General features: G+C 39.1%; 18 protein-coding genes. 3 read left to right on the top strand and 15 right to left on the bottom strand.

The window, feature by feature from the left end:
* Positions 1-12 precede the first annotated feature (12 nt).
* The 11 genes from CGC49_RS05555 to CGC49_RS05505 form a co-directional block, all read right to left on the bottom strand.
* Positions 13-933: a hypothetical protein gene (locus CGC49_RS05555; RefSeq protein WP_188111545.1), complete on the bottom strand. Its 921-nt coding sequence runs from the start codon at positions 931-933 to the stop codon at positions 13-15.
* Positions 934-953: 20 nt separating this feature from the next.
* Positions 954-2,036 (bottom strand): fibronectin type III domain-containing protein, encoded by a 1,083-nt coding sequence (locus CGC49_RS05550; RefSeq protein ID WP_095912060.1) that lies wholly within the window; start codon positions 2,034-2,036, stop codon positions 954-956.
* 241 nt (positions 2,037-2,277) lie between these two features.
* Positions 2,278-3,453 carry a DUF4856 domain-containing protein gene (locus CGC49_RS05545; RefSeq protein ID WP_095912704.1) on the bottom strand — a complete coding sequence of 392 codons (1,176 nt, stop codon included), beginning with the start codon at positions 3,451-3,453 and terminating at the stop codon, positions 2,278-2,280.
* 49 nt (positions 3,454-3,502) lie between these two features.
* On the bottom strand, positions 3,503-4,096 hold the full coding sequence (locus tag CGC49_RS05540) for a hypothetical protein (protein WP_095896743.1): 594 nt from the start codon (positions 4,094-4,096) through the stop codon (positions 3,503-3,505).
* A 393-nt stretch (positions 4,097-4,489) separates the two neighbouring features.
* The gene (locus CGC49_RS05535) at positions 4,490-4,786 is read right to left on the bottom strand and encodes a GIY-YIG nuclease family protein (protein ID WP_095912059.1); all 297 of its coding nucleotides are present in this window, start codon (positions 4,784-4,786) and stop codon (positions 4,490-4,492) included.
* Between the two features lie 915 nt (positions 4,787-5,701).
* Positions 5,702-6,745 carry a DUF4302 domain-containing protein gene (locus CGC49_RS05530; RefSeq protein WP_095912058.1) on the bottom strand — a complete coding sequence of 348 codons (1,044 nt, stop codon included), beginning with the start codon at positions 6,743-6,745 and terminating at the stop codon, positions 5,702-5,704.
* 530 nt (positions 6,746-7,275) lie between these two features.
* The gene (locus tag CGC49_RS05525) at positions 7,276-8,379 is read right to left on the bottom strand and encodes a putative zinc-binding metallopeptidase (RefSeq protein ID WP_157909108.1); all 1,104 of its coding nucleotides are present in this window, start codon (positions 8,377-8,379) and stop codon (positions 7,276-7,278) included.
* Positions 8,380-8,436: 57 nt separating this feature from the next.
* Positions 8,437-9,948: a RagB/SusD family nutrient uptake outer membrane protein gene (locus CGC49_RS05520; RefSeq protein WP_095912057.1), complete on the bottom strand. Its 1,512-nt coding sequence runs from the start codon at positions 9,946-9,948 to the stop codon at positions 8,437-8,439.
* Between the two features lie 168 nt (positions 9,949-10,116).
* The gene (locus tag CGC49_RS05515; protein ID WP_095912056.1) at positions 10,117-13,479 is read right to left on the bottom strand and encodes a SusC/RagA family TonB-linked outer membrane protein; all 3,363 of its coding nucleotides are present in this window, start codon (positions 13,477-13,479) and stop codon (positions 10,117-10,119) included.
* Positions 13,480-14,107: 628 nt separating this feature from the next.
* Positions 14,108-14,434: a GIY-YIG nuclease family protein gene (locus tag CGC49_RS05510; protein WP_095912055.1), complete on the bottom strand. Its 327-nt coding sequence runs from the start codon at positions 14,432-14,434 to the stop codon at positions 14,108-14,110.
* Between the two features lie 154 nt (positions 14,435-14,588).
* Positions 14,589-16,820, bottom strand: coding sequence for a TonB-dependent receptor domain-containing protein (locus CGC49_RS05505; RefSeq protein ID WP_095912703.1), 2,232 nt, complete (start codon positions 16,818-16,820; stop codon positions 14,589-14,591).
* A 549-nt stretch (positions 16,821-17,369) separates the two neighbouring features.
* On the opposite strand from CGC49_RS05505, the gene CGC49_RS05500 reads away from it, so the two are divergent.
* A complete protein-coding gene (locus tag CGC49_RS05500) occupies positions 17,370-18,053 on the top strand; it encodes a hypothetical protein (protein WP_232745208.1) in 684 nt (227 codons plus the stop codon).
* A 291-nt stretch (positions 18,054-18,344) separates the two neighbouring features.
* On the opposite strand, the gene CGC49_RS05495 is transcribed toward CGC49_RS05500, so the two are convergent.
* Together CGC49_RS05495 and CGC49_RS05490 are read right to left on the bottom strand one after the other, a co-directional pair.
* Positions 18,345-20,654 carry a TonB-dependent receptor gene (locus CGC49_RS05495; protein ID WP_095912053.1) on the bottom strand — a complete coding sequence of 770 codons (2,310 nt, stop codon included), beginning with the start codon at positions 20,652-20,654 and terminating at the stop codon, positions 18,345-18,347.
* A 197-nt stretch (positions 20,655-20,851) separates the two neighbouring features.
* The gene (locus CGC49_RS05490; RefSeq protein ID WP_042005419.1) at positions 20,852-21,550 is read right to left on the bottom strand and encodes a DUF4198 domain-containing protein; all 699 of its coding nucleotides are present in this window, start codon (positions 21,548-21,550) and stop codon (positions 20,852-20,854) included.
* 408 nt (positions 21,551-21,958) lie between these two features.
* Between CGC49_RS05490 and CGC49_RS05485 the strand changes: the two genes are divergently transcribed.
* A complete protein-coding gene (locus CGC49_RS05485) occupies positions 21,959-23,350 on the top strand; it encodes an exonuclease domain-containing protein (protein WP_095912052.1) in 1,392 nt (463 codons plus the stop codon).
* Positions 23,343-23,867, top strand: coding sequence for a hydrolase (locus tag CGC49_RS05480; RefSeq protein ID WP_095912051.1), 525 nt, complete (start codon positions 23,343-23,345; stop codon positions 23,865-23,867). The genes CGC49_RS05485 and CGC49_RS05480 overlap by 8 nt, the downstream gene beginning before the upstream one ends.
* A 10-nt stretch (positions 23,868-23,877) precedes the next feature.
* On the opposite strand, the gene CGC49_RS05475 is transcribed toward CGC49_RS05480, so the two are convergent.
* The gene (locus CGC49_RS05475) at positions 23,878-24,909 is read right to left on the bottom strand and encodes an RluA family pseudouridine synthase (RefSeq protein ID WP_095893641.1); all 1,032 of its coding nucleotides are present in this window, start codon (positions 24,907-24,909) and stop codon (positions 23,878-23,880) included.
* Complete coding sequence (locus CGC49_RS05470) at positions 24,909-25,508, bottom strand: PASTA domain-containing protein (RefSeq protein ID WP_095912050.1); 600 nt, start codon at positions 25,506-25,508, stop codon at positions 24,909-24,911. Before CGC49_RS05470 ends, CGC49_RS05475 begins: the two co-directional genes overlap by 1 nt.
* Positions 25,509-25,538 lie beyond the last annotated feature (30 nt).

The following is a 25,538-nucleotide window of genomic DNA, read 5'->3' as shown; positions in this document are numbered from 1 at the left end:
TTTTATATTTTATTACTCTTTAGGAATCACCAACTTAAACCCTTTCCCGCGAAGTAAGATACTTTCTCCGCGAACTTTCTCAACATATAGTCGGTTTGTTCCGTTGGTTATTCCAAAATAACTGCTCTCCACAGGATATATTTCCATCTGAACATCAATATGTCGCCCTTGTTTCGGATTCAGAATAGATGAAATTTTCAAAGCTCGTTGAGTGGATTGTGGCTGTACCTCTCCGTACGGATTAACTCCTGTTGCCATCCACACCCCTACTCCTTTGCGTTTGACTATCATTTTGGGAGTAATTTGGCGAGAAAGCGTTCGCCTTGTATTGTCATAATACCCATAAACTCGTGAATCTCCATCGGACTTGACAATTACTTTTAACTGCTTAGTTTCAACTCCTTGGGCAGAAATCCGAACAACGGCTTCCCCTTCATAATGGGCGAACAACTCCAAAATTTTGGTATTTCCGTTCCATTTGTAAAGCAAAATTCCGTCGGGGTCATCAACTTCCAACGTAGGTTCATCACCCCCACCGTCTATACTCACAAACTTGCTTTCTTCATTGGGGTAAATTCGAACCACCTCCTGACTAATACTCACCTGAGGGGGAACTACATTGATTTTCAAATGTGCTTTCTTGTCGTGCGAAATTACCGTTGCAAAGGTTTCTCCCTCAAACAACCCTTTGATTTTGAGCGTATCCTGATGTACGGAGGCTTGTGCCACTTTGGAATTTTCGATGTTCACGGCAAACTTCTCATTTCCGCCCGAAAGCAAAATATATCGCGTGGTTTGTTTATTGACCGAAACCTCACGGAGCGACTGCTCGTCCTGCCCTATTTTTATTTCAGGAATTGCATTGTGATTTTCCTTCTCGCACGAAGCAAAAAGACTTAAAATGGCAATACTTATGATAATCGTATATTTCATAACTCTCTTATTTTCATTTATTACTGAACTTCCAAATCATATTCTATTTCCCATTGACGGTCAACGGCTTCAATTATAATGATTTTCAACTTCTGTTTTCCTTTTTGGGGGAAGGTAAGCTGGTCGCCGTTGGGTTGTACTTCTTTTCCGTTTACAAAATAGGTAATTCTGGCAGAAGCATCAGCCAAATCATTGTAAAACAAATCAATCGTTTGCTTACAAATACCATCATCGTTAAGCGTACGCAAGTGCGGAACACGCCTAATGTCATTGATACCGTACTGCATTGATTGTGTTCCTTTGGTAATGTGGTTGGTATATTCGGACGCATTGGCTCCCTTCACAGCTCTTACTTTGAACGTGTAGTTGGTTTCTGGTTCCAAACCTCTTACTAAAAACGAATTGGTAACGACACGTTGCGGAGCTTGTGCATCTACCACAACTTCCCATTGCAATTGGGGGTCAGCTTCCTTATCCCACGACAGAAGAGCTTCCCGCTGGAAGGTCTGAACCTGAAAACGAGTTGGAGCGGATAATTGCGTATTTCCTCCTCCTGCCTCGCCCTTATATACCAACGATACATCATCAATCAGAATGTAACCGCTTCCACTGGAACGACTCATTACAAAAGCCACTCCCATTTTGGTAATCCCAATAGGTACAGTAAGTTCCACCTCGCGTTTTGTCCATTCTGAGGCTTTGGGAGTTACTTTTCCTTTGGAATCTCTTTTTATAGGAGAAGCACTGGAACTGTTATACCAACTTACTACAAGTTCCATATTCTCACGATTTATTGTGCCTTTGTACCAATACGTTAGCAGATAAGTTGCTCCCTCTTGAACATCAATCGCTGCCGAACTGTAATTGTCATCAATCACATAAAATTGACCTGCATTGGCATACAATTTAGGACAATACTGCCCCGAACGAGCTTGTTCATTCCCAAAATCATCATTTCTAAAAAATATATTGTTTGAAAAACTCCAATTTTTGGGTTTTTTCCCCGGAGTATATTCCTCAAATCCTCCGTTAGGGATTAAATTTTCCTGTGCTTGGGCAATCCACGAAAGCCCCAAAAGCAATGTTATAAGTATTCGTTTCATATTTATCGTATTTCTGTAATTTCTGTTACACGTCACTTCGAGTGAATTTTATCGCAGTGCCAACGAAGATAAAGTTTGTATCGAGAAGTGATTTTATTCCCTGAAAGTTCTCGATACATTTTTCTTTCGCTAACGCTACAGAAAAACACTCGAACTGACGAGCCACGTCCTAACTGATTATCAATCAGTTATAATACCTATACTAATTTACCTTACAAATCATTTGAATTTACACTATCTTTTACCTCTTAATCTGCTCAATTGAAATGCCAAAAGGTTTGCCCACTTCCGTAGCGATGTGCTTTAACGAGCCTTGTGTTTGAGCGTTAGAAAGTAAACGCTGTTTGTCCCACAATCCGTTTCCGAGTAGAAACTGTTGCAAAAGTTGTTGCACCTGTTCTCGCGAAAAATAAGGTTTTCCTTCAGGATTTCGGGTGAATTGCAAAGCGTAAATCAGTCCGTAAGCTCGCGAAATAAACGGAAAAGCATATCCCCCGCTTTCGTCTAAATTGGCAATTGTGTTTTCTCCAATCAAAATATTCATCGTGCGAATAGCAATGGCTCGCGAGAGTTCTTCTCGAATGATATGAAGATGCTGTTTCATATCCTCATAACGGTATCGCTCCAATTCAATGCGTCCCTGTACAAAGGCATTAAAAATACGTACTTCGCTGTTTTTGAGCAAGGGAATTCCTTCGGCTCGCACCAACGGACGCAAAAAGGTGTAATATCCGTACGCCAAATCCCAATGATGCTCCAACTCAGTGTAATTTCGCCCAGGAGGAAGCACAACATCTTCGTGTTTCTTGCGAAGCGTCTCATCGCTGAGAAAACTTTCATTAAGATGATAATTTAGCACCTTATCCAAATAAATTGCCCCAAAAACGGCATAACGAAACGCTTCCGCCACCACAATTCCTTTTTCATCGGCAAAAGCTAAGTTTACATCGCCGATATTGTTGCCAATGTAGCCCGTTCGCCCTTGTCGCAATGCTTGTCGCCGAATATCAGAAGGATTTTCTGTGCCGTAGCCCCCGATTCGGGCAGAAGTTTCGATAAAATCGGTCAAATCTTTTTGAATCGCTTCCCGATTGGCTCGATGCAATTCCGATTTGGCAACTTCCTCTTTGGGTTTTAAATGGCTGTAAATCCCGTCGTTATAGTATCTGAAAACTACTTGATAATCTACCTGATTCATTATTCTTGCTTCTTTCAAATAACTGTTGTACAACACGTCCAACGGTTCTTTAAGCAAACTGCATTCAAGCAAATCCACACTGCTACTTCCGTTACGGGAAAAGCTGTATTTATATTCAGGCGGAAGCGGTTCCAAATATGCCGATTCCACCGTTTCGCCTTCGCCCTTATTACAAGCGACGAGCATCAAAAGCATTGTAAATAATGTATATTTTCGCATTTCGTTTTGTTTTTCCTCCGTTACACAAATCAAACTAAAAATCAATCAACTACGGCAGAATAATATACTCGCAATAAGGTTGCGGAATTCTGTTAGGTCCTTCGCTATTTTGGTTCTGTTCAACGCTTAACACAGGAACGACCACCAATCCGTCATCAGAAACCGCCGTAATACTGGCGTTTACCCCCGACCCTCTGTCGCCAATCCCATTCACCGAAAGATACATCGGAAAACCAGACTTCACTTTGTAAGTAAACACAAATTCTTTATCTTTTTCCATAGTGAAATTCAACGAGTTATCAGAAGCATCACTCCCAACGGTTTGTATGCTTTTATCCGCTGCAACAAACCGCACCACGTAACGCGATTTTGTAGCAGCCCGTTCTTCACGATACCTGCATTTGAGGGTAATTTCGTACTCCCGCTGATTTTCAAGCGTTACCCCTGGATATCGGTAATTTTGCAATGCCTCATCAGGATTGCAAATGCGTATCCTCATATCTTCATAGGCGTTTTCGGGCTTTTCAATGGGTTTGAGGGGAAACAACTTTTCGTAATCCTCCTCCACAGGGTCACTGTCTTTTACGTTACAGGAAAAAAATCCGAGTAAACCTGCCAACAATACATATTTTACATTTTTCATTTATCTAAAAATTTCTTTTTTTTGGTGTAATATTCATTTTAAGTTGATTCCGTCACTTCGAGTGAATTTTATCGTAATGTAATGGAGATAAAATTTGTATCGAGAAGTGGTTTTACCCTTCTAAAAGTTCTCGATACGATTTGCTCCGCTCCGCAAATCACTCGAACTGACAAACTCAATACTACTTCATTTTTTACATAAATATACTTTTAAATCCGTCATTTATACTTGCTCTCCGTCACTTCAAGTGAATTTTATCGCAATGTAATGGAGATAAAATTTGTATCGAGAAGTAATTACACTTCCAAAAGTTCTCTATACGATTTGCTACGTTACACTTCGCAAATCACTCGAACTGACAAGCTCGATTCTATCACTCTGTCAATACAAAACCTAATTTTCTTTATTAAAATTTTTCTTGGCTAAATTAGGTAAATCTTCATAATTTCCTTCTATCAATGCTTGTTTTTTCTTTTGCGACCATTTCTTAATTTTCTTTTCAAATTCAATAGCTTGATTTATATCCGTAAAAGTTGCATAGTAAACCAATTCTACGGGTAATCTGCTTGCCGTGTACGAATTAGGATACTTACCCGATTGATGCTCTTTTAACCTTTCACCCAAATTGGAAGTAACTCCCGTATAAAAAGTTTTATCCGAACATAATAAAATGTACACAAACGACTCCATATTTTACCAATTTTAAAAGTTCTTAAACCGACATCATTTACACCTACTCTCCGTCACTTCGAGTGAATTTTATCGCAATGCAATGGAGATAAAATTTGTGTCGAGAAACGATTTCCTATATCCTAAAAAGTTCTCGATACGATTTGCTACGCTACGCTTCGCAAATCACTCGAACTGACGAGTTACATTCTGCTTTACTTTTTTTATACATTCTCCATAAATGTATTTCTTTATTTGAATCAACAATGTATTTAACTAATTATTCTATACTCTTACTTCCGTCACTTCGAGTGAATTTTATCGCAATGCAATGGAGATAAAATTTGTGTCGAGAAACGATTTCCTATATCCTAAAAAGTTCTCGATACGATTTGCTACGCTACGCTTCGCAAATCACTCGAACTGACGAGTTACATTCTGCTTTACTTTTTTTATACATTCTCCATAAATGTATTTCTTTATTTGAATCAACAATGTATTTAACTAATTATTCTATACTCTTACTTCCGTCACTTCGAGTGAATTTTATCGCAATGCAATGGAGATAAAATTTGTGTCGAGAAACGATTTCCTATATCCTAAAAAGTTCTCGATACGATTTGCTACGCTACGCTTCGCAAATCACTCGAACTGACGAGTTACATTCTGCTTTACTTTTTTTATACATTCTCCATAAATGTATTTCTTTATTTGAATCAACAATGTATTTAACTAATTATTCTATACTCTTACTTCCGTCACTTCGAGTGAATTTTATCGTAATGCAATGGAGATAAAATTTGTGTCGAGAAACGATTTCCTATATCCTAAAAAGTTCTCGATACGATTTGCTACGTTCCACTCCGCAAATCACTCGAACTGACGAGCAGTATTCTACTTTTCCTTTACAGTACCTCTTTATTTTTCCAAACACCCCTACATTCCTTCATCGGTGATTTCCGCTATAAAATAGGTGGGTTCGCCATCGGGATAAAGATGTTTGCTCACATACATTTCCCGTTTAAGAATCGCGTCATACACTTTCACCAATTCGCATACAAATTTATCACCCCGACGTTCAAAATCGCGAAAAATATACTTCTCCGTATAACGAAGCCCCGTGCGGAAGGTCAGCCCCTGCTCCGTTCCCACGTATCCCGACCCTAATCCGGTACTTTCTTTGGCTATTCGCGGATTTACAAGGTCTGGTTTTTTATTGAAGCGAAACAAATAGTACCGTTTTTCGATGATTTCTCTCAGAAATTGGTTATACTGAGGCGTTCCACGTGTACTACGAACAATCATATCGCTTTGAAAGAAAATACGACTTCCTTTGCGGATTACCACCTGCGGATTTTTCATCTGTTCGAAAATCTTTCGGTTTTTGTAAGATTCCGTAAGTGCATTATCGGTTGTATTGCGAGTATCTTCCCAATCAATTGGCGACTTCAATTTTTCAAAAACGACATACTCCCGAGCTGGTTCAATGTACGAAGCTGTTTTGAAAACCAAATTATTTTCAAAATCTCTTCCTGCGTACATAAAATCAGAATTTCCTGAAAATCGGTCGTTTACCAATCGATGAATGTAATTAAAGGTGGTGAAACTAAGCTGTGTAAAGGTGTTTTGCTTGATTTCAAACTCACTTTCTTTGGTTTCCACCATTGATTTACTGTCATAATCGGCACGCATTTGCACGGTTCCTTTATCATCAAATTTCATCAGGAAATAAAATCCGCCATAGCCGTAACGCTCACGAAACAAAGGGTCTTTTTCCAAAATTTCATCTTTGTTAGCAAACAACAGCGAATCGGTTTTCGGAAAATAAAGCACCTTCCAACCATACGGAGCTTCGGTCAGTTCTTTACGTAACGCCTTGATGTTCTGCAAATTTCTGTCAGAAGGCGATACTTCCGAAGGCTCCTCTTTCTTACAGGAAATCATTCCCACCAAAACTATCAAAAATAAATATCTTTTCATTAAAACTTAACTTTAAAATTCAATAAACATTTTCAGGTTGTGTTATAAAAAGTATGATGCTGGTTTTGATTGTCAGGCTGAGCAAAGTCAGCGAAGACTTGGAGCTGAGTATGTGCATTGAAGCCCTGTAATGATAAGGCTTCGTCACATACTCCGTTTTCACGGACTTTGCTCAGCCTGACAAAAACACTTCTTTTTTTAAGGGCATCATACTTTTTACATCACCTTCCATTTTCAAATCCTCAAAAAACGTCATACTATTTATTTTTTATTCCATACGGTCGCCTTTTTACTCCGTACTGACTTCTTTTTGCTTCGTACCGACATCTTTTTACTTCATACGGTCGCCTTTTTACTCCGTACCGACATCTTTTTACTCCGTACCGACTTCTTTTTGCTTCGTACCGACATCTTTTTACTTCATACGGTCGCCTTTTTACTCCGTACCGACTTCTTTTTGCTTCGTACCGACATCTTTTTACTTCATACGGTCGCTTTTTTACTTCCTTTCTTTCAAAAATATCAAAAAATTATCTGTTTACGAATGATTTGATACGTTGTACACTCAAAAGCTGCATCCGTTTGAGGTTGATTTTTACTTCTTTTTTAAAATATTCCTCTACAAACGCCTGTTTTTTAAGCAATTGTTCTTTGGCTACACGAACCTCTTGCTCTTCGTCTGCCGTACCACTAATGGAAGTACCTCCGAGAGTAATGGCATCGGTAATTTCCTTAGAACTATGTGTGAGATAAGCACTTACAATTTCAGCAAAATCATCTTCGGGGGAAAGCATTGAGTGAATGGTAAAAAATCCGCGGCGATTGGCTATTGCTCCTTCGGTTAGGATAACATCGGAAGTACGTGCCACCTCACAATCAGAGCTATACAACTTTTCGTTGGTTCGGATGGATTTCCCTACGCTGAAAAACCCCAAACGTGCTTGTTGGTAATCCTGCTCGGACGAAATCACGTAAGTGAACCCTGTATTGTCTTTATCACGACTACAATCGGATATTTTTTTGATATACCTTCCGATAGGCTCTTTACTTGGAAGATCCTTGGAATCAGACACATATCCACTGCTAATCAATGCGAACTTATCCCGCTCATACGGAAGCAATTCCATCAATCGTTTGGCAAACTGATGATGTACGCTACGCATCAGCACATACACTTTTTCGTAATCCTTCGGGTCGAAATCATTGACGTTGTACAGAAACATCTCGGCGGTAGTACCCGTGTGATTCGCAAGTAGTTCCACACCGTGAGCGTCCAAATTTTTTCCGCCGTACATATAAATCTTAATCGGGTTTTTCTCCTTCATAAAATGGCTTCCTCCCACATTGTTGAGCGTGTAGGTTTCGAGCCACAAAAACTTAATGGCTTCCAACATCTTTTGAACATTTTCAGCCTCAGGCGGATAGGTATAACTTCCTTTCTGAGCAGTGTTTCCGTTCCATCGATAATCCACCTCAATGCCATACGGTAGCGTGAGTTCATTGCGTATCCACGTATCCAATTCGGTGTAGTTGCGTTGCACAATATTGGCTTCCACCACACTTTGGTCGGAAAGTTTTTCTTGGGAACACCCCAACAACGCCATTGATATTACGATATATATTTTTTTCATCATATGTTTGTTATTCATTTATGTTTTCAAACGGAAAAGATATATCTTTTCCCTACAATATTATCTTGGATTGGGCTCTAACCCTCGATTGATGGCTTCGGCAGGGATTTGCAACAATTTACGCGGGTCTTCCTTTTCAAGCGGACGATATATTGCGTTTTTACTACTTCGGCTCACGGGAATGTAAAACCTGCGAATATCGAACCAACGCAACCCCTCGTGCAGAAACTCCTTCTGACGGAAATCCACAATGATTTTGATCAGTGCCAATTGTTTTAGCGTCATACCATAAAAAGGCGTGTAAGTCTCGTAATATTTACTATCTACGGTAGTGTAAGCATCTCTGGGACAGGACAAAGACGCTCCCCCGTATTTCCCTCTCCAATAGTCGAGCAGGTCATCTATGGATTTGTCGTACTCGCGTTTCATTGCGTAGGCCTCCATTCGGTTTAGTAACACTTCATCGGTGGAAAACAGCACGTTAGTTACGTACAATCCTTTCGGACGCGTTCCCGTGCTTCCGAACAATGACAATTCATCAAACTTAGCGATGTACAATCCGTTAGTAATGGCATCTTCCGACGATGAAAATAAATACGTAGTTATAAGATTCAGGTTTTTACCCGCCTCACCACAACCGTCAATTCCTTTGGAATAGAAAATATTACGTACCGTAGCTCCTGTTACTCCGTATTTTTCGTTTAATATATTGCGTTGTATTCTTGATTCGGTAGCGGTAAGCAACAGATTGGCAGGGTCTTCCGTGTGCGTGTATTCTTTGTAGAGTGCCTTGCGATTGAATCGTATTTTTCGCTCATAAGCTGCCCAATTACGAAGCACCTGCTTGGAGTCGGCACCCAGCACATAGTTAGCGTATTCGATGACCAAATCCCATTCTCCCTTTATCAGATAAAACCTTGAAGCAAAGGCATATGCTGCTTTTTTATTAAAGTGAAATTTCGGATTTTTGTAATAATCGTCATTGACCAACGATACGCCCAATTTCAAATCTTTCTCGATTTTTTCATATACCTCAGCCACCGTGCCTCGTTTGTAATCCACCAAAGCGTGTTTTTCGGGTTTGGTCAAATACGGAATACCAGGACTTTGCTGTGCTTTCTGCGTTCCGTAGGGTTCTGCCCAGATATTGACCAACATAAAATGCAAGTACGCCCGAAGCAAAAACGCCTCTCCGTACAAAGCCTTTACCCTTTCTGTTTTGGGGTACGAAGCCAACAATTCCAGAGCCTTGTTCGCCTGTGCAATCCCTGCGTAACAAGCATTCCAGTAGTTCAGAGGCGTGTCCAAATCTTCTTGGTCATAATCTTCCCAAAAATACATCGCTTCATTCAGTCGAGAATGTACACCATTGACGCGTTCTGCCACATTGTCGGTTCGGGCTTCGAGGAAAGCAAAATAACTTGCCTCAGGATAAGCCCCCGCCAACAATTCGGCAATTTTCTCCTCCGAATCAATAGCCACATTGAGCGACGAATCGGGGTCTTTGTCCAAAAAACCCTGACACGATGCCAAAAGCATACTTACTAATGTTATTTTTATGATTGATTTCATAGTATTGTTTTTATTTTTATCGAAATAATTATTTCACTTCATTAATATGCCCCGATTGTCAGGCTGAGCGAAGTCGAAGCCTCCCAACAGGGCTTCGACTTCGCTCAGCCTGACAGAAATGTTCTCTTTTTTAAGGCATCATACTTTCTTCTTTTTATATCAATCCTCCTAAAACCCAACATTCACCGTTAGGGTAAATTGTTTGGGAGTGGGGAGCGACACCCCGCCTGAACGATAATACTCGGGGTCTTGTCCTTTGAGGCGACTATCCGAATATATCAAAAACGGATTGGTTATCTGTCCGCGAACGTTCAGCGACTTCATTTTGTAACGCTTGACAGCACTTTCAGGCACGTTATACCCCAGCGAAATGTTTTTCATACGTACAAAACTTCCGTCGGCTACTCGGTTTTGCGAATAATTATACGTATTATACGCCTTTTCGATATTTTCCTGACCAATAAGTCGGATTAAATCCTGCGAAGGCAAAGCAGGAACTTCGGTTCGCCATTCGTCGCCAGGGGCTATCCATCGGTCGTAATATTCGGTTGAAAATACGTTCAAATCCGCAAAAGCAGGGTCAAATGACGGATTCAAACGGATTTTATTCCCCGCCTGTGCCGTTACGAAAAACGAAAACTCCCAATTCTTGTAACTGAATGTATTGGACAATCCTCCATTGACATTCGGCTCAATCGACCCGTGATAAATCAGATACGATTTGGAATATTGAGCGTCTAAAAAGTCCGCCCCTGCAATGTTTCCGTAAGCTCTGTCATTGAGCGGATACAAACCGAAATCAAACGTTGGCAATCCGTAATTGTTCAAGCCTTGATAGTTGAACGAAAAGAGCGACCCTTTCGGGAAACCAACGATGTTTCCGCGTCCTGCTCCTGCCACCATATCGAACGTATTGGGCGTGTTCAAAAGCCTTGTAATCTTCTGATTCATATAACTTATGGTGAAGTTGGTCGTCCATTTGAAATCATCGGTCAAGATGTTTTTAGAGTTGAGAGCCAATTCCACGCCTCGCGTACGCATATCGCCAAAGTTGGCATATTTGTAATACTGCCCACCCACGCCCGAAGTTCGGATAAGGTCAATCAAATCAAACGAATTTCGTTGATAAATATCAATGGTAGCATTGAGACGATTGTTGAAAAATCCGGCATCAATACCCAAATTCAGTTCATACATTTTCTCCCAAGTAAGGTCGCGGTTCTCCAAGTGCAAAATACGCAACGCATTCTCGCGGTCTTTGAAATGAAAACGATTCAGAATCACGTTTTTATATACCGCATTGGAGTTAATTGCCTGTTCGTTCATCTTGGCGGTAAGCCCGTAACTAAGTCGGAAAGCGAGGGTTGAAAAGTACTTTTGGTCTTTCATAAAATCCTCTTGGTCAATGTTCCATTTTCCGCCGACATTCCACGTAGGTAGCCAACGCGAACGGCTGTTTTTTCCTGCCGTATTCGACCCCTCGTAGTTAAGCACCGTATTGAAAATATACTTGCCCTTGTATCCGTAAGTGCCACTGAGTGAAAACGTAAGCCCTCGGTCGTAACGCTCCAACCACGCAAAATAATCATTGCCTTCATCAATCAATTTTTGAAAAATCAACGGATTGGTAAATATCTGATTTCCTTTGTCGTACTGAATCCCATATCCTTGAAAAGGATTCACGGTGCGGTCGGCGTAACGCATTTCGGCAAATCCGAAGGCTTTAATGTCGTGTTCGCCCAACGATTTGTTATAATCCAACGCCATACGAGCCTGATAGCTTTTCAGCGTGGTTTCGGTTTTGTTGAAAATTCCTCCGTGTGTAAGTCCTATTTTAGGTTGCGACAGCGGATTGTCTTTATCTTTTATCAAATAGATGTTTTGCTGAGCCACCCAAGGAGTTTCGTTGGCACGGAATGCCTGTACCACGTTGGAAGGTTCTTTGATGAAATGTGCCGAACTTGTCGAAGCCTGACGCGTGGAAAGCAACGCCGTAGCTTCCAAATCTTTGTTGATTTTGTAAGAAGCCTCTGCCTGTATTTTGAAGTCCAACAGATTGATGTCAAGATAATTGTTTTCGTATTCGTTTAAAATATTAAACGCAGCCCAGTTATTGCGATAATATTCCAACTTGCCATCGTTTGTGCGTGGTCGTAAGGTTCTCGAAGTTCCCAAAGCGTACGAAAACGGATTGATGTCGAAATCTCGCTCGAACGAACCTATGGTCGTGTTTTTGCGTTGGGTAAAAGTCCCAGGAGCTTTTTGGTTTCGCATATTTCCTTGTACGGAAAGCGTAGTTTTGAAATCGTCCGTGATGAAAAACGTACTTTTGAGATTGGCGGTGATACGCTGTACGCGGTCGATAATCGTCCAACCTTTGTCGTTAAACAATCCTAATGAAGCGTAAGTAGTCGTATTTTTTCCTCCGCCTGAAAAAGTCAAAGTGTGTTGCTGAATGGGGTTAATTGTGAATAGATGATTGAACCAATTCGTATTGACGTATTCGCGTTCTTTGAAGAAAGCCCGTTTGGCGTCTTCGGTATTTTCATAATAATAGGTTCCTGTATTAGGGTTAATCGTGCTGATGCCTTTGTACCATTGATAATAAATGCCACTGCGTCTGCCATAAAGGGCATCTCGCAAACTGAAATAGCCTTTGTTTGCCAATTCCTGATATACCGACATTGTTTCCTGTGAGTTGAGCAAATCGTAATCCTTGTAAGAAGGTATCTGACGGAAACTCTGTTCGTACGAATAGGTTATTCGGTTGGGCGTATCGCGTTTGGCGGTTTTGGTGGTAACGACAATCACGCCGTTCAAGGCTCTTGCCCCATACACCGAAGTCGCCGAAGCATCTTTCAGCACCTGAATATCTTCAATATCAGCCGCATTAAGCCCTGCAATGGCGGAACTGATAAGCGTAACGGCATCACCCGACACCAATTGGTCGAGCGTTAATGAAACCAAATCTTCATATACCGCTCCGTCAATGACCCACAGCGGTTGCACATTTCCGATGATGGAAGCCCCCCCACGAATGTTAATACGCGGAGCGGAACCAAAGGTTCCCGTTACGTTCTGAATGGAAAGCCCTGCTACGCGACCTTCAAGCATACGCGACACGTCCGCCACGCCGTCCATTTTCACTTGTTCCATCTTTACCGATGCCGAAGCCCCTGTAAAGACACGGCTTTTTATCTTCTGATAGCCCGTAACCACTACGGCATCAAGCTCCTGCACGTCCTCTTTTAGTACGATATGCATTGTGGAAGCGGTAATTTTTACGCGTTGGGTCTGAAACCCGATGTAACTTACCACTAAGGTTTGTCCGTTTTCGGCTTTTGTGGTGAATTTCCCGTCGATATCGGTGGTTACCCCTACGTTTCTTTCCTTTACGATGACGGTCGCCCCCAATAGTGGCATTCCCTGATTGTCCACCACAGTACCCGTTACTTCTTGTTGTGCTATTGCCCATTGCGAGCAAAGTAAAAATATAGTGTATAATAGTTTCTTTATCATTGATTGATTCATAAATGATAATTTTTGTTGTTTATTATTTGATATTATCGAATTTATATTTAAGTCGTGTTATAAAAAGTATGATGGTAGTTCCGATTTGTCAGACTGACAGCCTCAACCTTTTCTATCTTAAAACCTCCCGCCTGTCATTTCGAGCGAAGTCGAGAAATTATCGTTATAAAACTTATACGTTATATAGGCTTCGATTTCGCTCAGCCTGACAGAACCAACCTTGTCTATCTTAAAATCTCTCGCCTGTCATTTCGAGCGAAGTCGAGAAACTATCGTTACAAAACTTAATACGTTATATAGGCTTCGACTTCGCTCAGCCTGACACTCAATACTTTATTCATCTTGAAAACACTCTGTCTTATTCCTATCTGTCATTTCGAGCGAAGTTGAGAAACCTTTGTTGTAAGCAGGGTTCCGTTACATACTTAACTCTAAGGCTTCGACTTCGCTCAGCCTGACACTCAATACTTTATTCATCTTGAAAACACTCTGTCTTATTCCTATCTGTCATTTCGAGCGAAGTCGAGAAACCTTTGTTGTAAGTAGGGTTTCGTTACATACTTAACTCTAAGGCTTCGACTTCGCCCAGTCTGACAAAAATCTCTCCTTTTTTAAGACGTTATACTTTTTAAATCATTTCCCTATTTTCTTTATTACTAAAATGAGTTTCATTTCTGCATATAGCTAACTCCTTTAATCGCTCCCAATTGTTACTAATGAGAGCTTCTTTCTTCTTTCTGCTCCAACCTTTAATTTGCTTTTCAAATGAAATCGCTTGTTTTACATCATTAAAGGAGGTGTAATACACTAACTCCACAGGACGACGAGAAAATGTATAAGCATTTATATCGTACCCATTTTGATGTTGAACAAAACGTTCCTCCACATTGCTAGTTATTCCCGTGTAATAGGAATTGTCAGCACATTTTAATATGTAAACAAAATATAAATTCATTTGTGTTACTTCATATTTGATAGCTTCTCTATCATTTCGAGCGAAGTCGAGAAACTATCGTTACAAAACTTATACGTTATATAGGCTTCGACTTCGCTCAGCCTGACACTATTTCGCCCAACCTGACAGACTCAATATCAATCAGCCTTACAAACTAAAACTTCACATTCACTCCTGAATACACTCCAAAGGGATGACCAGGACGCAAGCCTGCGGGATGTCGCGATACCAAATAGGTTTTATTGGTGATATTCACAGCATTTACCGTCAATGTCAAATACTTATTGATACGAGCCTTTGCCGAAGCATCGATAATGGTATGTGCAGGGACTGTGTTTCGCTCTGCAAGTGCCCCTTGACCTGGTGTGGTTCGCATATCGCCGTTGTAACGCACCCCTATGTGTAATTCAAAGCCCTTGTATTCAGCCCCCAAGCTGGCGTTAAAGCTGTGTTTGTTGATGTATGGGATTTCATCGCCGACAAATACACGTCCCCAAGTGTTTTCCTCAAACGAGTTCAACATTTCCGTATCCGTATAAGTGTATGAAAGCTGCAACGGAAGCCTCAATTTGTATTCTTTTGGAATGGGTTGGAAGTGCAACATCGCTTCCGCACCTTTCACAAGTGCTTCTCCCACATCAAATTGCTCCAACGTACCACTACCACCCGCCGCCGCAAGGTCGCTTCCCAACATATTGCTATATTTATTGCGGAAAAAGATGGCTTCGGCAGTTAATTGACCTACGGAAAGACGTGTTCCCACCTCCACATTGATACTATTTTCAGGTTTTTGGTTCATTCCTGCACTTGGAGGCGAAAAACCTTTGTGAATTCCCGAGAAAACTGACCAAGCGGGGACAATTCGGTAATGTAATCCCAAACTCGGAATAAAAACACGAGCCGGATTACTCACTTCACGACGAATTTTACCCGAACGGCGTACGTCGTTTTTGGTAAAGTCTTTCTTATGCAAATGTATATCCTCGTAACGCAAACCCGCCGACAGGGTCAGTCCGCGATACGTCAATTTGGACAAAAAATAGGTAGCCAAAGCCGTTGCCGAAGTGATTCGGTTTGCTTGCGAGCCGTGAATGGCAGGCAGGAAGAGTTTCATTTTTCCGTTTTCGATGGCATAGCTATCATCCCACTGAAATCGGTCTTCGGCATCGCCGTGATAACGCAATCCCGCCTCTACGTCCATAAAAATATCGTTAATATAGAAATGATAATCGAATTTGGTTTGCAAACCACGCGAATAATAATCACGATTGTTGGCTCTTACAATCAGCCCTTCGCCGTTGTAATCGGTTTTTCCTGTCAGAATATCGAAATACAGATGATTTGTTTCGGGGTCATCCAAAACGGCATTGATAGAACGCTTTTCGGCAGACGTTATCCCTGCTTTTATATCATTGAGCTTGTACCAATTACGATGGAAAGTGTTGTAATAAGCGTTCGTGGTGATTTTCATTCGCGGAGAAATACTAATCAAGTAGGTAGCAACCCATTGGGTATGCTTGGTGGTGATATTGTCCATTTGAGAGCCAGCGTATCGGAGGAAAGGCGTCTTTTTGAAATCGGCTTCGGACAATCCGACGTACGTTTCATCGGAATCTTCATCGGCATAACCGAATTTTACTTCAAAGGAATGGTTTACGCCTTCTTCTTTATCGGATTTTGCTATTACTTTGGCAATAAAATCATTACGTTTGATAGCTGCTTTTTGATTGTCGGGCAATTTTTTAAATCCATCGGACTGAAAACGCAAATACTCTACCAAATATCCGAAATTTTTATGACTATTCCCGAAGTTGAAATGCGTTTTAAAGGTTTGATTTGTTCCGTAAGAGGCGTTTAATTTTCCTGCCAACTTTGAGGGAATGGGCGTGGACACCATATTAATAGCCCCACCTGTGGTAAAAGGTCCGTACTGCACTTGGCTACTTCCTTTGAGGACTTCCACGGCACTCATTCGGGCTGCGTTTGGGAAATAATATGCCGCAGGAGCCGAATAGGGGGCGGGAGCTGCTAAAATTCCGTCTTCCATCAGGGTAATTTTTTCGCTGCGTTCGGCTTTTGTCCCGCGAAGACTGATGTTGGGGCGGAGTCCGTAACCGTCTTCCTCATAGACGTTTACCCCAGGTACGGCTTTGAGCATTCGGTTAATGTCAGTATATCCCATTTTTTGGATTTCCGCCGGTGCGATGTAATAAGCTGACCCAGTGCGGTTTCGAGCTTGGAATTTATTTCCTAAGATTTGATTAGCAGTAACTATGACTTCTTGTAATTCCTGAATGGAATCTTTCTTTTGCTGCTGAGCCTCTTGTGCAAAAATGCTACCAAACACAGACAAAAACAGAAAGAAACTTATCTTATAACGGTACATATAGTGCATACGTTTAACTTAGATTAAATTTTCAGGCGCAAAAGTAAAATTAATTTAGGATAAATCCAAATAAAAAGTTAAAAAGATTAACACCTCAAAATAAGTACCCTTAGGGATATGTTGTCGTACAAGTTTGTTGGTATTTTCATTGAATCCTCGCTCTCAAGAACAATACGGATTGGCAAAATAAAAAACAGGCTTAATGGACATTTTTTAGGCTGCAAACTCTGGAATCCCTTATTGTTACTACCTTTGTAGGCTATCAAAGGTTATGAATAAAAAAAGTGCTTTTACTATGGTAAGAATTTTACCAAGAAAAATGGACTAGTTAAAGGAGTCCAATTGTATAAATGCCAACATTGTGGCAAATAATTTTTAGGCGGAAATAGAATAAATAATAAGCTATTATGGGAAGAATATACCGTTGGAAAACAAACCTATTCTCAACTCGCCAAGAAATATAATTGTTCAATAAAAACCATTCAGAGACGAATTGATAAGGTCAAAATCAGTGTAGAAAAACCTATTGCAAGAAAGGTTATCGTTTTGATGGATACTACCTATTGGGGCAGAAACTTTGGTGTAACTCTTTTCAAAGATGCTATTACCAAAGAGAACTTACTGAAATACTATGTTCGAAATGAAACCAATGCTATTTATACACAAGGAATTGAAAAATTGAAGGCGTTAGGTTTTCAAATCCAAGCTATTGTATGCGATGGAAGGAAGGGGCTTATTCAATCATTTAACGGAATTCCAGTTCAGATGTGCCAATTTAGCTCATTAGATTTTTATTTTTTTATGGAATTCGCTGATTTAAAAATTCATCAGTCAGCTATTATAAGAAGATATTTGACCAAAAAGCCAAAATTAGAAGCAGCAAAGGAATTAATGAAAATAGTTGATTTGATGGTTATTACTGATAAAGAATCTTTTGAAGGGGCTTTGAGTTTATGGTTTGAAAAGTGGGAAGATTTTCTAAATGAAAGAACTGTTAATATTTTGACAAACAAGAGTTTCTATACACATAAAAAACTTAGAAGTGCTTACAGAAGTTTAAAAAACAATCTGCCTTGGTTGTTTACTTGGTATGATAATTATGAATTAGGCATTCCCAATACAACTAATGCTATTGACGGTCATTTTGCTGATTTAAAGAATAAATTACGCAGTCATAATGGATTGTCCTTAAAGCGTAAAATGAGGTTTATAGATGAGTTTTTAAAGGCATAGAAGCTCTCTAAAAATATCAATCAGACAAAGAAAATGCTATTTAAATTCAAATCAAAATTTAGTAAAAAATTAGAGCCTAAAAAATGTCCATTAGAAACAATCGTCTAAAAAACAGCCTAATTTTTGTCCATTATACCAAAAAACAAGAAACCGAAAAATTTTAACATATATCCTTACTTCACTGTAAAGGGTTAGTATATAGGTTACTACACGGTTTATGGCTGATTTTCGTAATAAAAAAGAGGCTGCCCTAAATTTTTAAGACAGCCTGATTATGGTATGTTATTTTTACTACATTTTGATTTTTACACCCGCAAAAATAGTTCTTGGCAATGCTGGGCCATAAATGTACGTTGGGTCACGTTCCACGCCTTTGTCGAAATCTTTTTGATATTCATTAAAGATGTTTTTTACTCCTGCACTTAGCTCCATATCAAAAAAGTCATTGAAAGAAAGATTGTAAACGGTGTTAAGACCAAAATCGAACATTCCTTTAGAAGTTTTTAATGCGTTTTCACCTTCGTGGAATAGTTCCATAGCTCCTGTGTAAACGCTTGTTAAATTCAGAGTCCATTTTTCTGTAGGTCTGTACGAAGCGGTTAAGTTTCCATAGATGGATGGCGAACGCAATATTTTATCGGTTTCCGCTATAACGGTTCCATCTTCTTCTTCAGCAACAACTTGAGATTTGCTAAATCTTGAACTTTGGAAAGTACTTCCCAATTGGAAAGCAAATTTGGAGTTAGGAGCATATTTGAATTCCACATTAATTCCTTTTACAGTAGCTCTATTACCATTTTGTTTCTGTTTTACTAAAAGTTCATCCTCATCCTCTCCTTCTATCGCAACATAATGGAATGGATTATCCAAATTGGTGTAGAAAGCTTCAAGCATCGCTACTATTTGGTGTCCATCATGCGAATGGTTATATTCTAACGAAGCCGAGAAGCTATCAGAAGTTTCTTTTTTCAGATCCGAAGCAAGTTCCACACGGCGTACATCTCCTGTAATCAATTCAGAGTGAACGTCTTCCGAATAGAATAACGGAGCTCTAAACCCTCGTGAGTATGTTCCTCGTGCAATTACCTCTTTGGTGATATTGTAAAGTAAACTTGCTCTTGGATTCAAAGCCGATACTGATTTTGCTAATAAATTAGAATTGATATTATCCAAACGCAATCCTGCTAAAACCTTAAATTTCGGTGTGATTTTCCAATCCACTTGTGAATACACGCCTAAAATATGCTGATCTTGATTTACCCCTAAGATTTCAGGATTACGACGATTTTCTGCGATTTCATCATATTTATACTCTGCACCTGAAGTCCATTGTAAACTATTTTCATTTACATAGAATTGAGCGGTATGTTGTCCACCTAACACCCAAATGTTTTCACGGGTAATTCCGTAGTTAAGCCCTTCCAAATCATAGGCATCATTTTCAACGTCGTATGCTCCGTAGTAATTGTTTGCTCTTGTGCGTTGTCCACTAATGAATGCCGACCATTTGTTGTTGTACGTTGGTGAATAATAGTCATACGTAGCATTTCCTCCGATGTTGTTAGTTCTGATGGATTCAGCGATGTCCGCCATATGTTCGGGCATGTCGAATTTATTTCCTCCACGACGATCTTCATTCCCGATGTTTAACTCTCCAACTAATTTTTTTCTTTCAGAAATATTATTAAAAAATTTGGCTCCTACGTTCAGATTTCTCAAGCGTGTTAATTCCGAAAAACCATCGTCATTAGCATCGTAAGGTTGTCTCCAACGATTTACCCCATAGAAAGAAATTCCTCTTTGCAAATCATCGCTCACTAAGGAAGCATTGAATGATGCTACTAAATCTTCTGACTTTCCTGCAATCAATGAAGAGGTAATTCCTGCTTGCATCGAATTTTCAGTTGGATTTTTAGTAATAATATTGATTGTTCCTGCAACTGCACTTGCCCCGAACAAAGCCGACCCTCCTCCACGAATTACTTCAATGCGTTCAATCATACTTGTTGGAATTTGCTCCAAACCATAAACTCCGTTTAACGAACCAAAAATCGGGCGACTGTCAATCAAAATTTGTGAATAAGCCCCTTCCATTCCGTTGATTCTTACCTGTGAAAATCCACAATTTTGACAATTAACCTCAGTTCGCAATCCAGGCTGAAATACCAAACCTTCCATCAGCGTGGTAGCACGTACTTTTACTAAATCCTTTTGGCTGGTAACACTCACTAAAACAGGAGCTTCTTTACGATTTAGATGAGTTCTTGTTGCTGAAACAACTACCTCTTCAATCCCTAAAACATCTTCCTGTAATTGGATGTTTTTTTCAACAACTTTGTTTGAGGCAATATGAATTTTTTCAGAAAAAGGCACAAATCCTAATGAGTTGATTTTGAGTGTGTAATCGCCATTAGGAACTGAGAGTTTGAAAGCACCATTTTTGTCAGAAGTCGTCCATTTTTTCTGATTTGCACTTTCCAATACCACCGTTACGGATTCTAACCGAGCTTTGTTGGAGGAAACGACTCCTTTTAAAACACCTTCTTGGGCATATATTATTAAGGAAAAAAGAAATAAAATAAGCGTAGAAAATACTTTCATAAATCTATTTTTTATTTGTTAAACTAAAATTTTCGGCAAAGCTAAAAAATATATTTGATATGCACAAAATAAAATTAGAATTATTTTAGATAAGATTTTTTATGTGCGATTTTTACTTTTGAAACAACCAAGAAAGGCTGTTCGAAAAAGTTTCCAACAGCCTTCTAATCATGGTATTTCTAAAATCATAATGGATACTACTTAGCGTAGATTACATACGTAATTGTTTGATAATCCGATTTGTAATCAGCTCCGTTATGCGTTCCTGTCTCCTTTTTAGAGTATGAATATTCTACAATGTACTTTCCTTTCCAAGGTAATGTGAATGAAATTTCACCTTTGTTATTGGAACGAAATGATTGTCCCCAACCATTTTCATACGAAATGTTCACTCGCTCTTTTTCTGCCACATTTCCTTCTTTCAAGATTTTGATTTTATTTTTTTGTCCAACTTTAAAATCCGTATTTTCAGCCGATAGCTGTACAGGCAGATTTCCAAATTGTAAATCCTTTTTTTCCTTAGAATTTACATTTACAAAAGCTACCGATTGATAAGTGATTTTCATCTCGCGAAATACATCTTTCACCAAATGAGCCACACTCACAGTATATGTCCCTTTTTCAGTAGGAGTAAAAAACGCAACATAATGACTTTCACGTTTCGTTTTTTGTAAACTTTCAACTTTGCCTGACGGATAAGTAACTTTCACATCAATATCTCTGATATCAGAGAACCACTTTTCACTAAATGTTGGACTCTCTAATTCTCCAAAAAAGATTTTTACTTCGTGTTGTTTGTTGAGTTTTCCTGAAGTGTTGGTTTCCAACCAAACGGTATGTGCTTTAGCAGTGATTGCCAAGCAGAATAAAACGATAAAACTGATTGTTTTCTTCATCATAATATGTATTAAAGTTAATAAGTTACTTATATAAAAAACGTTTGCTTTTCTGAGGAATCTATCACTACAGCATCTTTCAGAGATATAAAGATTTAGATAACATGTAGCCAGCCAATCCTCTCGAGTTAAACTGAGAAAATAATACCTAAGATAGATGTTTTTTCTATGTGTATCTTCTCAATGAACTGATTTTAAACAAATGAAATTCATAAATAGGAGGCAAATATAACAAATTATTTTTATTTAGAACAAATGTAGATAAAATTAATGTTATTTTCAGGTATTCTTTTTACTCATCTGAAATCGGTTAAGATTAGTTGTATGCCATATTTTTTGGAAAAATTCATATATTTGCACTCAGATATAAACTTAATTTATCTATTCTAACATAAATAAAGCATTCTCTTGTACGCAATTCTTGACATTGAGACCACGGGCGGGAAATTTAATGAAGAAGGCATCACTGAAATTGCCATCTATCGTTTTGACGGGCATGAGGTTGTTGATCAATTCATAACCCTTATTAATCCTGAACGTGAAATACAAGATTTTGTAGTGAAATTGACGGGCATTAACAACAAAATGCTACGAAATGCCCCCAAATTTTATGAAGTTGCCAAACGAATTATCGAAATTACGCAGGATTGTGTCATTGTTGCTCATAATGCGAGTTTTGATTATCGCATTTTGCGAACCGAATACCGCCGTTTGGGATACGAATTTTCTCGCACCACTCTCTGCACGGTTGAGTTGGCACAACGATTAATTCCGGGTAAAGAATCTTATAGTTTAGGTAAGTTAGCACGTTCTTTGGGAATTCCAGTTAGTGAGCGACATAGAGCTTGTGGTGATGCACTTGCCACAGTCAAACTCTTTAAATATCTCTTAGAAAAAGACAGCAAAAAAGAGATTATCACTACGTATTTGAAAAGCAACGCTCCTACAATAAATGTCCGCCATATTCGTATGCTGGATGAGTTACCCGAACGTTTGGGAGTGTACTATATGTACAATGAAGCGGGAGAAATCATCTACATCGGAAAGAATAAGAATATCAAAAAACGAGTGACGCAACATTTTTCCTCACCCTTGAAGCGAGATGTTTTATTGCAAAAACAAACATATAAAATTACATACGAAGAAACAGGAAATGAACTCATTACACGATTGAAGGAGCTACACGAGTTGGAGCATAACAACCCCAAATACAACAAAAATAATAAGTCAAATACAACAAAAATCAACTATGTTTTGACTTCGCACTTTAATCGCAGTGGATATCTTTGTTTTTCAACCGAGATGTTTCAAACACAAAAAACATCGTTCATAACTACTTTTGAAACAATTCACCAGGCTCAAAATTTTCTGTATCAGATTACAGAAGAATTTGGATTATGCCCCAAACTGCAGCGGCTTTCGGAGGCTAAAAAAAATTGTCATAACTACACTATCAAAAAATGTAATGGAGCGTGTATTGATGAAGAAGCTGTGGAAATTTACAACCAACGTGCCGAGCAGGTAATAAAAAAGTATGGCTTTGTAAATCAAACCATTGCTATCATTGACAAAGGACGTACATTTGATGAGAAGAGTGTGATTTTGGTCGTGAACGGAATCGTCAAAGGTTACGGATTTTTTAATTTGAATTATCAACTATCACAGGTAGAAATCTTGGAGAATTTGATCACGCCTTTGCCTAATTCATTAAAAAACAGACATATCATACAATCGTACGTTCGAAATCATAAAGTAAAAATAATACCAATAAACACACAAAATTCAATATCTTATGAATAAGCAAACCTTACTTGTAATTTTACTACTTATCTCATTGGGAATAAATGTTTTCTTCCTATTCCGTGCGGAAAGAAACGAAATCGAATTTGCTGAGGTTCCCAAAGTGGACTCTGAACAGGTTGCTACAGCCGATGGTGACCGACAATCATTGTTGGACTCAATCCGTTCATTAGTGATTAAAAATAGTGATTTGCAATATTTTGATTTACAATACAATAACACTGCAAAGGATTATTTTATTGAACAAGGAATTGATAATCCTGAGGAGTTAGTGATGAATCAAATTTTGAAAACCAATACTGTGAAAGGAAAACACCCATTGATTCGTTTTGCACCTAAAAATGAGAGTTTCCAAACTAATAAAATCAAAATCTTAAACCACAAATGGGCAATTTGTGATTTTTCTGATGGCAGACTTTGGGGGGAATTACTTATAAAATATTACATCAACGAAGACAAAACAGTAGAATTGACTGTGATGGATGATTTGCTTTATCCCGAAGAAGGCAGAGATTAGCGTCTGATAATCATTCTCCCACAAACTGACGATATGTTCTCCACTTTTCGATACAATCAACCATATCCTGAGGCAGTTCCGAATCAAAACGTAAAATATCGCCTGTCACGGGATGCTCAAAGCCTAAGGTCTTTGCGTGTAATGCCTGACGGGGCAACACTTGGAAGCAATTCTCAACAAATTGTTTGTATTTAGCAAAAGTAGTACCTTTCAAAATTTTATCACCTCCATAGCGTTCGTCATTGAAAAGAGTGTGACCTAAATGCTTGAGGTGTACGCGAATTTGGTGTGTACGTCCAGTTTCTAACCTGCAAGAAATCAGGGTTACATATCCAAAGCGTTCCAAAACTTTGTAATGTGTGATAGCCTCTTTACCGTGGCTTCCATCTGGGAAAACAGCCATTTGCAATCGGTCTTTTAGGTGTCGTCCGATGTGTCCTTCTATCGTTCCTTCATCGTCTTTAACGTCACCCCATACCAAAGCAACATACTCACGTTCAGTTGTTTTGTGAAAAAATTGTTGAGCCAGATGTACCATCGCTGTTTCTGTTTTAGCGATGACTAAAAGTCCGCTGGTGTCTTTGTCAATACGATGCACCAGCCCTGGTCTATTGCTGCTGTTATTTGGCAGATTATCAAAATGATATACGAGAGCATTGATGAGTGTTCCGCTATAATTTCCATGCCCTGGATGCACGACCATTCCCGCGGGTTTGTTAACGACTAATAGCTGATCGTCTTCAAACAGAATGTCGATTGGGATATTTTCTGGGGTAAGTAGCTCCTCATGTGGAGGGTGTGCAAACATGACTTTAACCTCGTCGTTAGCTTTAACCCGATAATTCGATTTGACAGCGATTCCATTAACGAATATATTTCCTTGTTTTGCAGCCTGTTGTACCTTGTTTCGGGTAGCATTTTCTACAAAATTCATCAAGAACTTATCCACTCGTAAAGGTTCCTGCCCTTTACCAGCCTTGAAACTGTAATGTTCGTAAAGCTCATCGCCTTTTTCAATATCTTCTTCCTCAAATGTAACCATTATTCCAATTCTTCCAAAGGTATAACAATCTCTTCAACCGCTGTAGAGTCAATAGGTTGTCCTGTAAATCCATTGCCACATGTCAAATCTATCTTTGAAGTTTTAATGAGTTGTTCCCCAGGCTCTACTTTTTGTCCGTTATGCGAAAGTTCTAACACCATGTCTTTACCAATGTCATCGACATAGGTGACTTTTCCAATTTCTAACCCAACCGATTTTAGTATGGCTTCAGCACTTCGTCTCGTAATTTGAATTACTTTTGGAATGGTTACTTTACGGTAGCCAGATGGATTAATCGTCAGGTAGATTTTACGCCCCTCTTTCACATGCTCCGTGGCTTCAGGATTTTGGCTGATTACCGAATATTTTGGAAATTTAGGATCATAGGTAGCCGAGTCAAGTACCTCGTAACGTAGATCAATTTCTTTAAGCATAAAATCAACTTCGGTCAGCGTTTTCTTAGATAGGTCAGGTACAACCACATACTCTCCATGATTGGTCCACACTTTCAGTATAGATAAAAATGCAAATCCTAAAACGACTAACAAAATACAGGCTAAAACAACGTGTATGGCTATTTTTTTAATATATTTTTTCATTTTATTACTTTTATTCTAATTTTTTTTAGG

Origin of the sequence: Capnocytophaga sp. H4358, assembly GCF_002302515.1 — a bacterium.
Taxonomy (GTDB): Bacteria; Bacteroidota; Bacteroidia; order Flavobacteriales; family Flavobacteriaceae; genus Capnocytophaga; species Capnocytophaga canis.
This window is presented reverse-complemented; position numbering and strand designations above follow the sequence as displayed.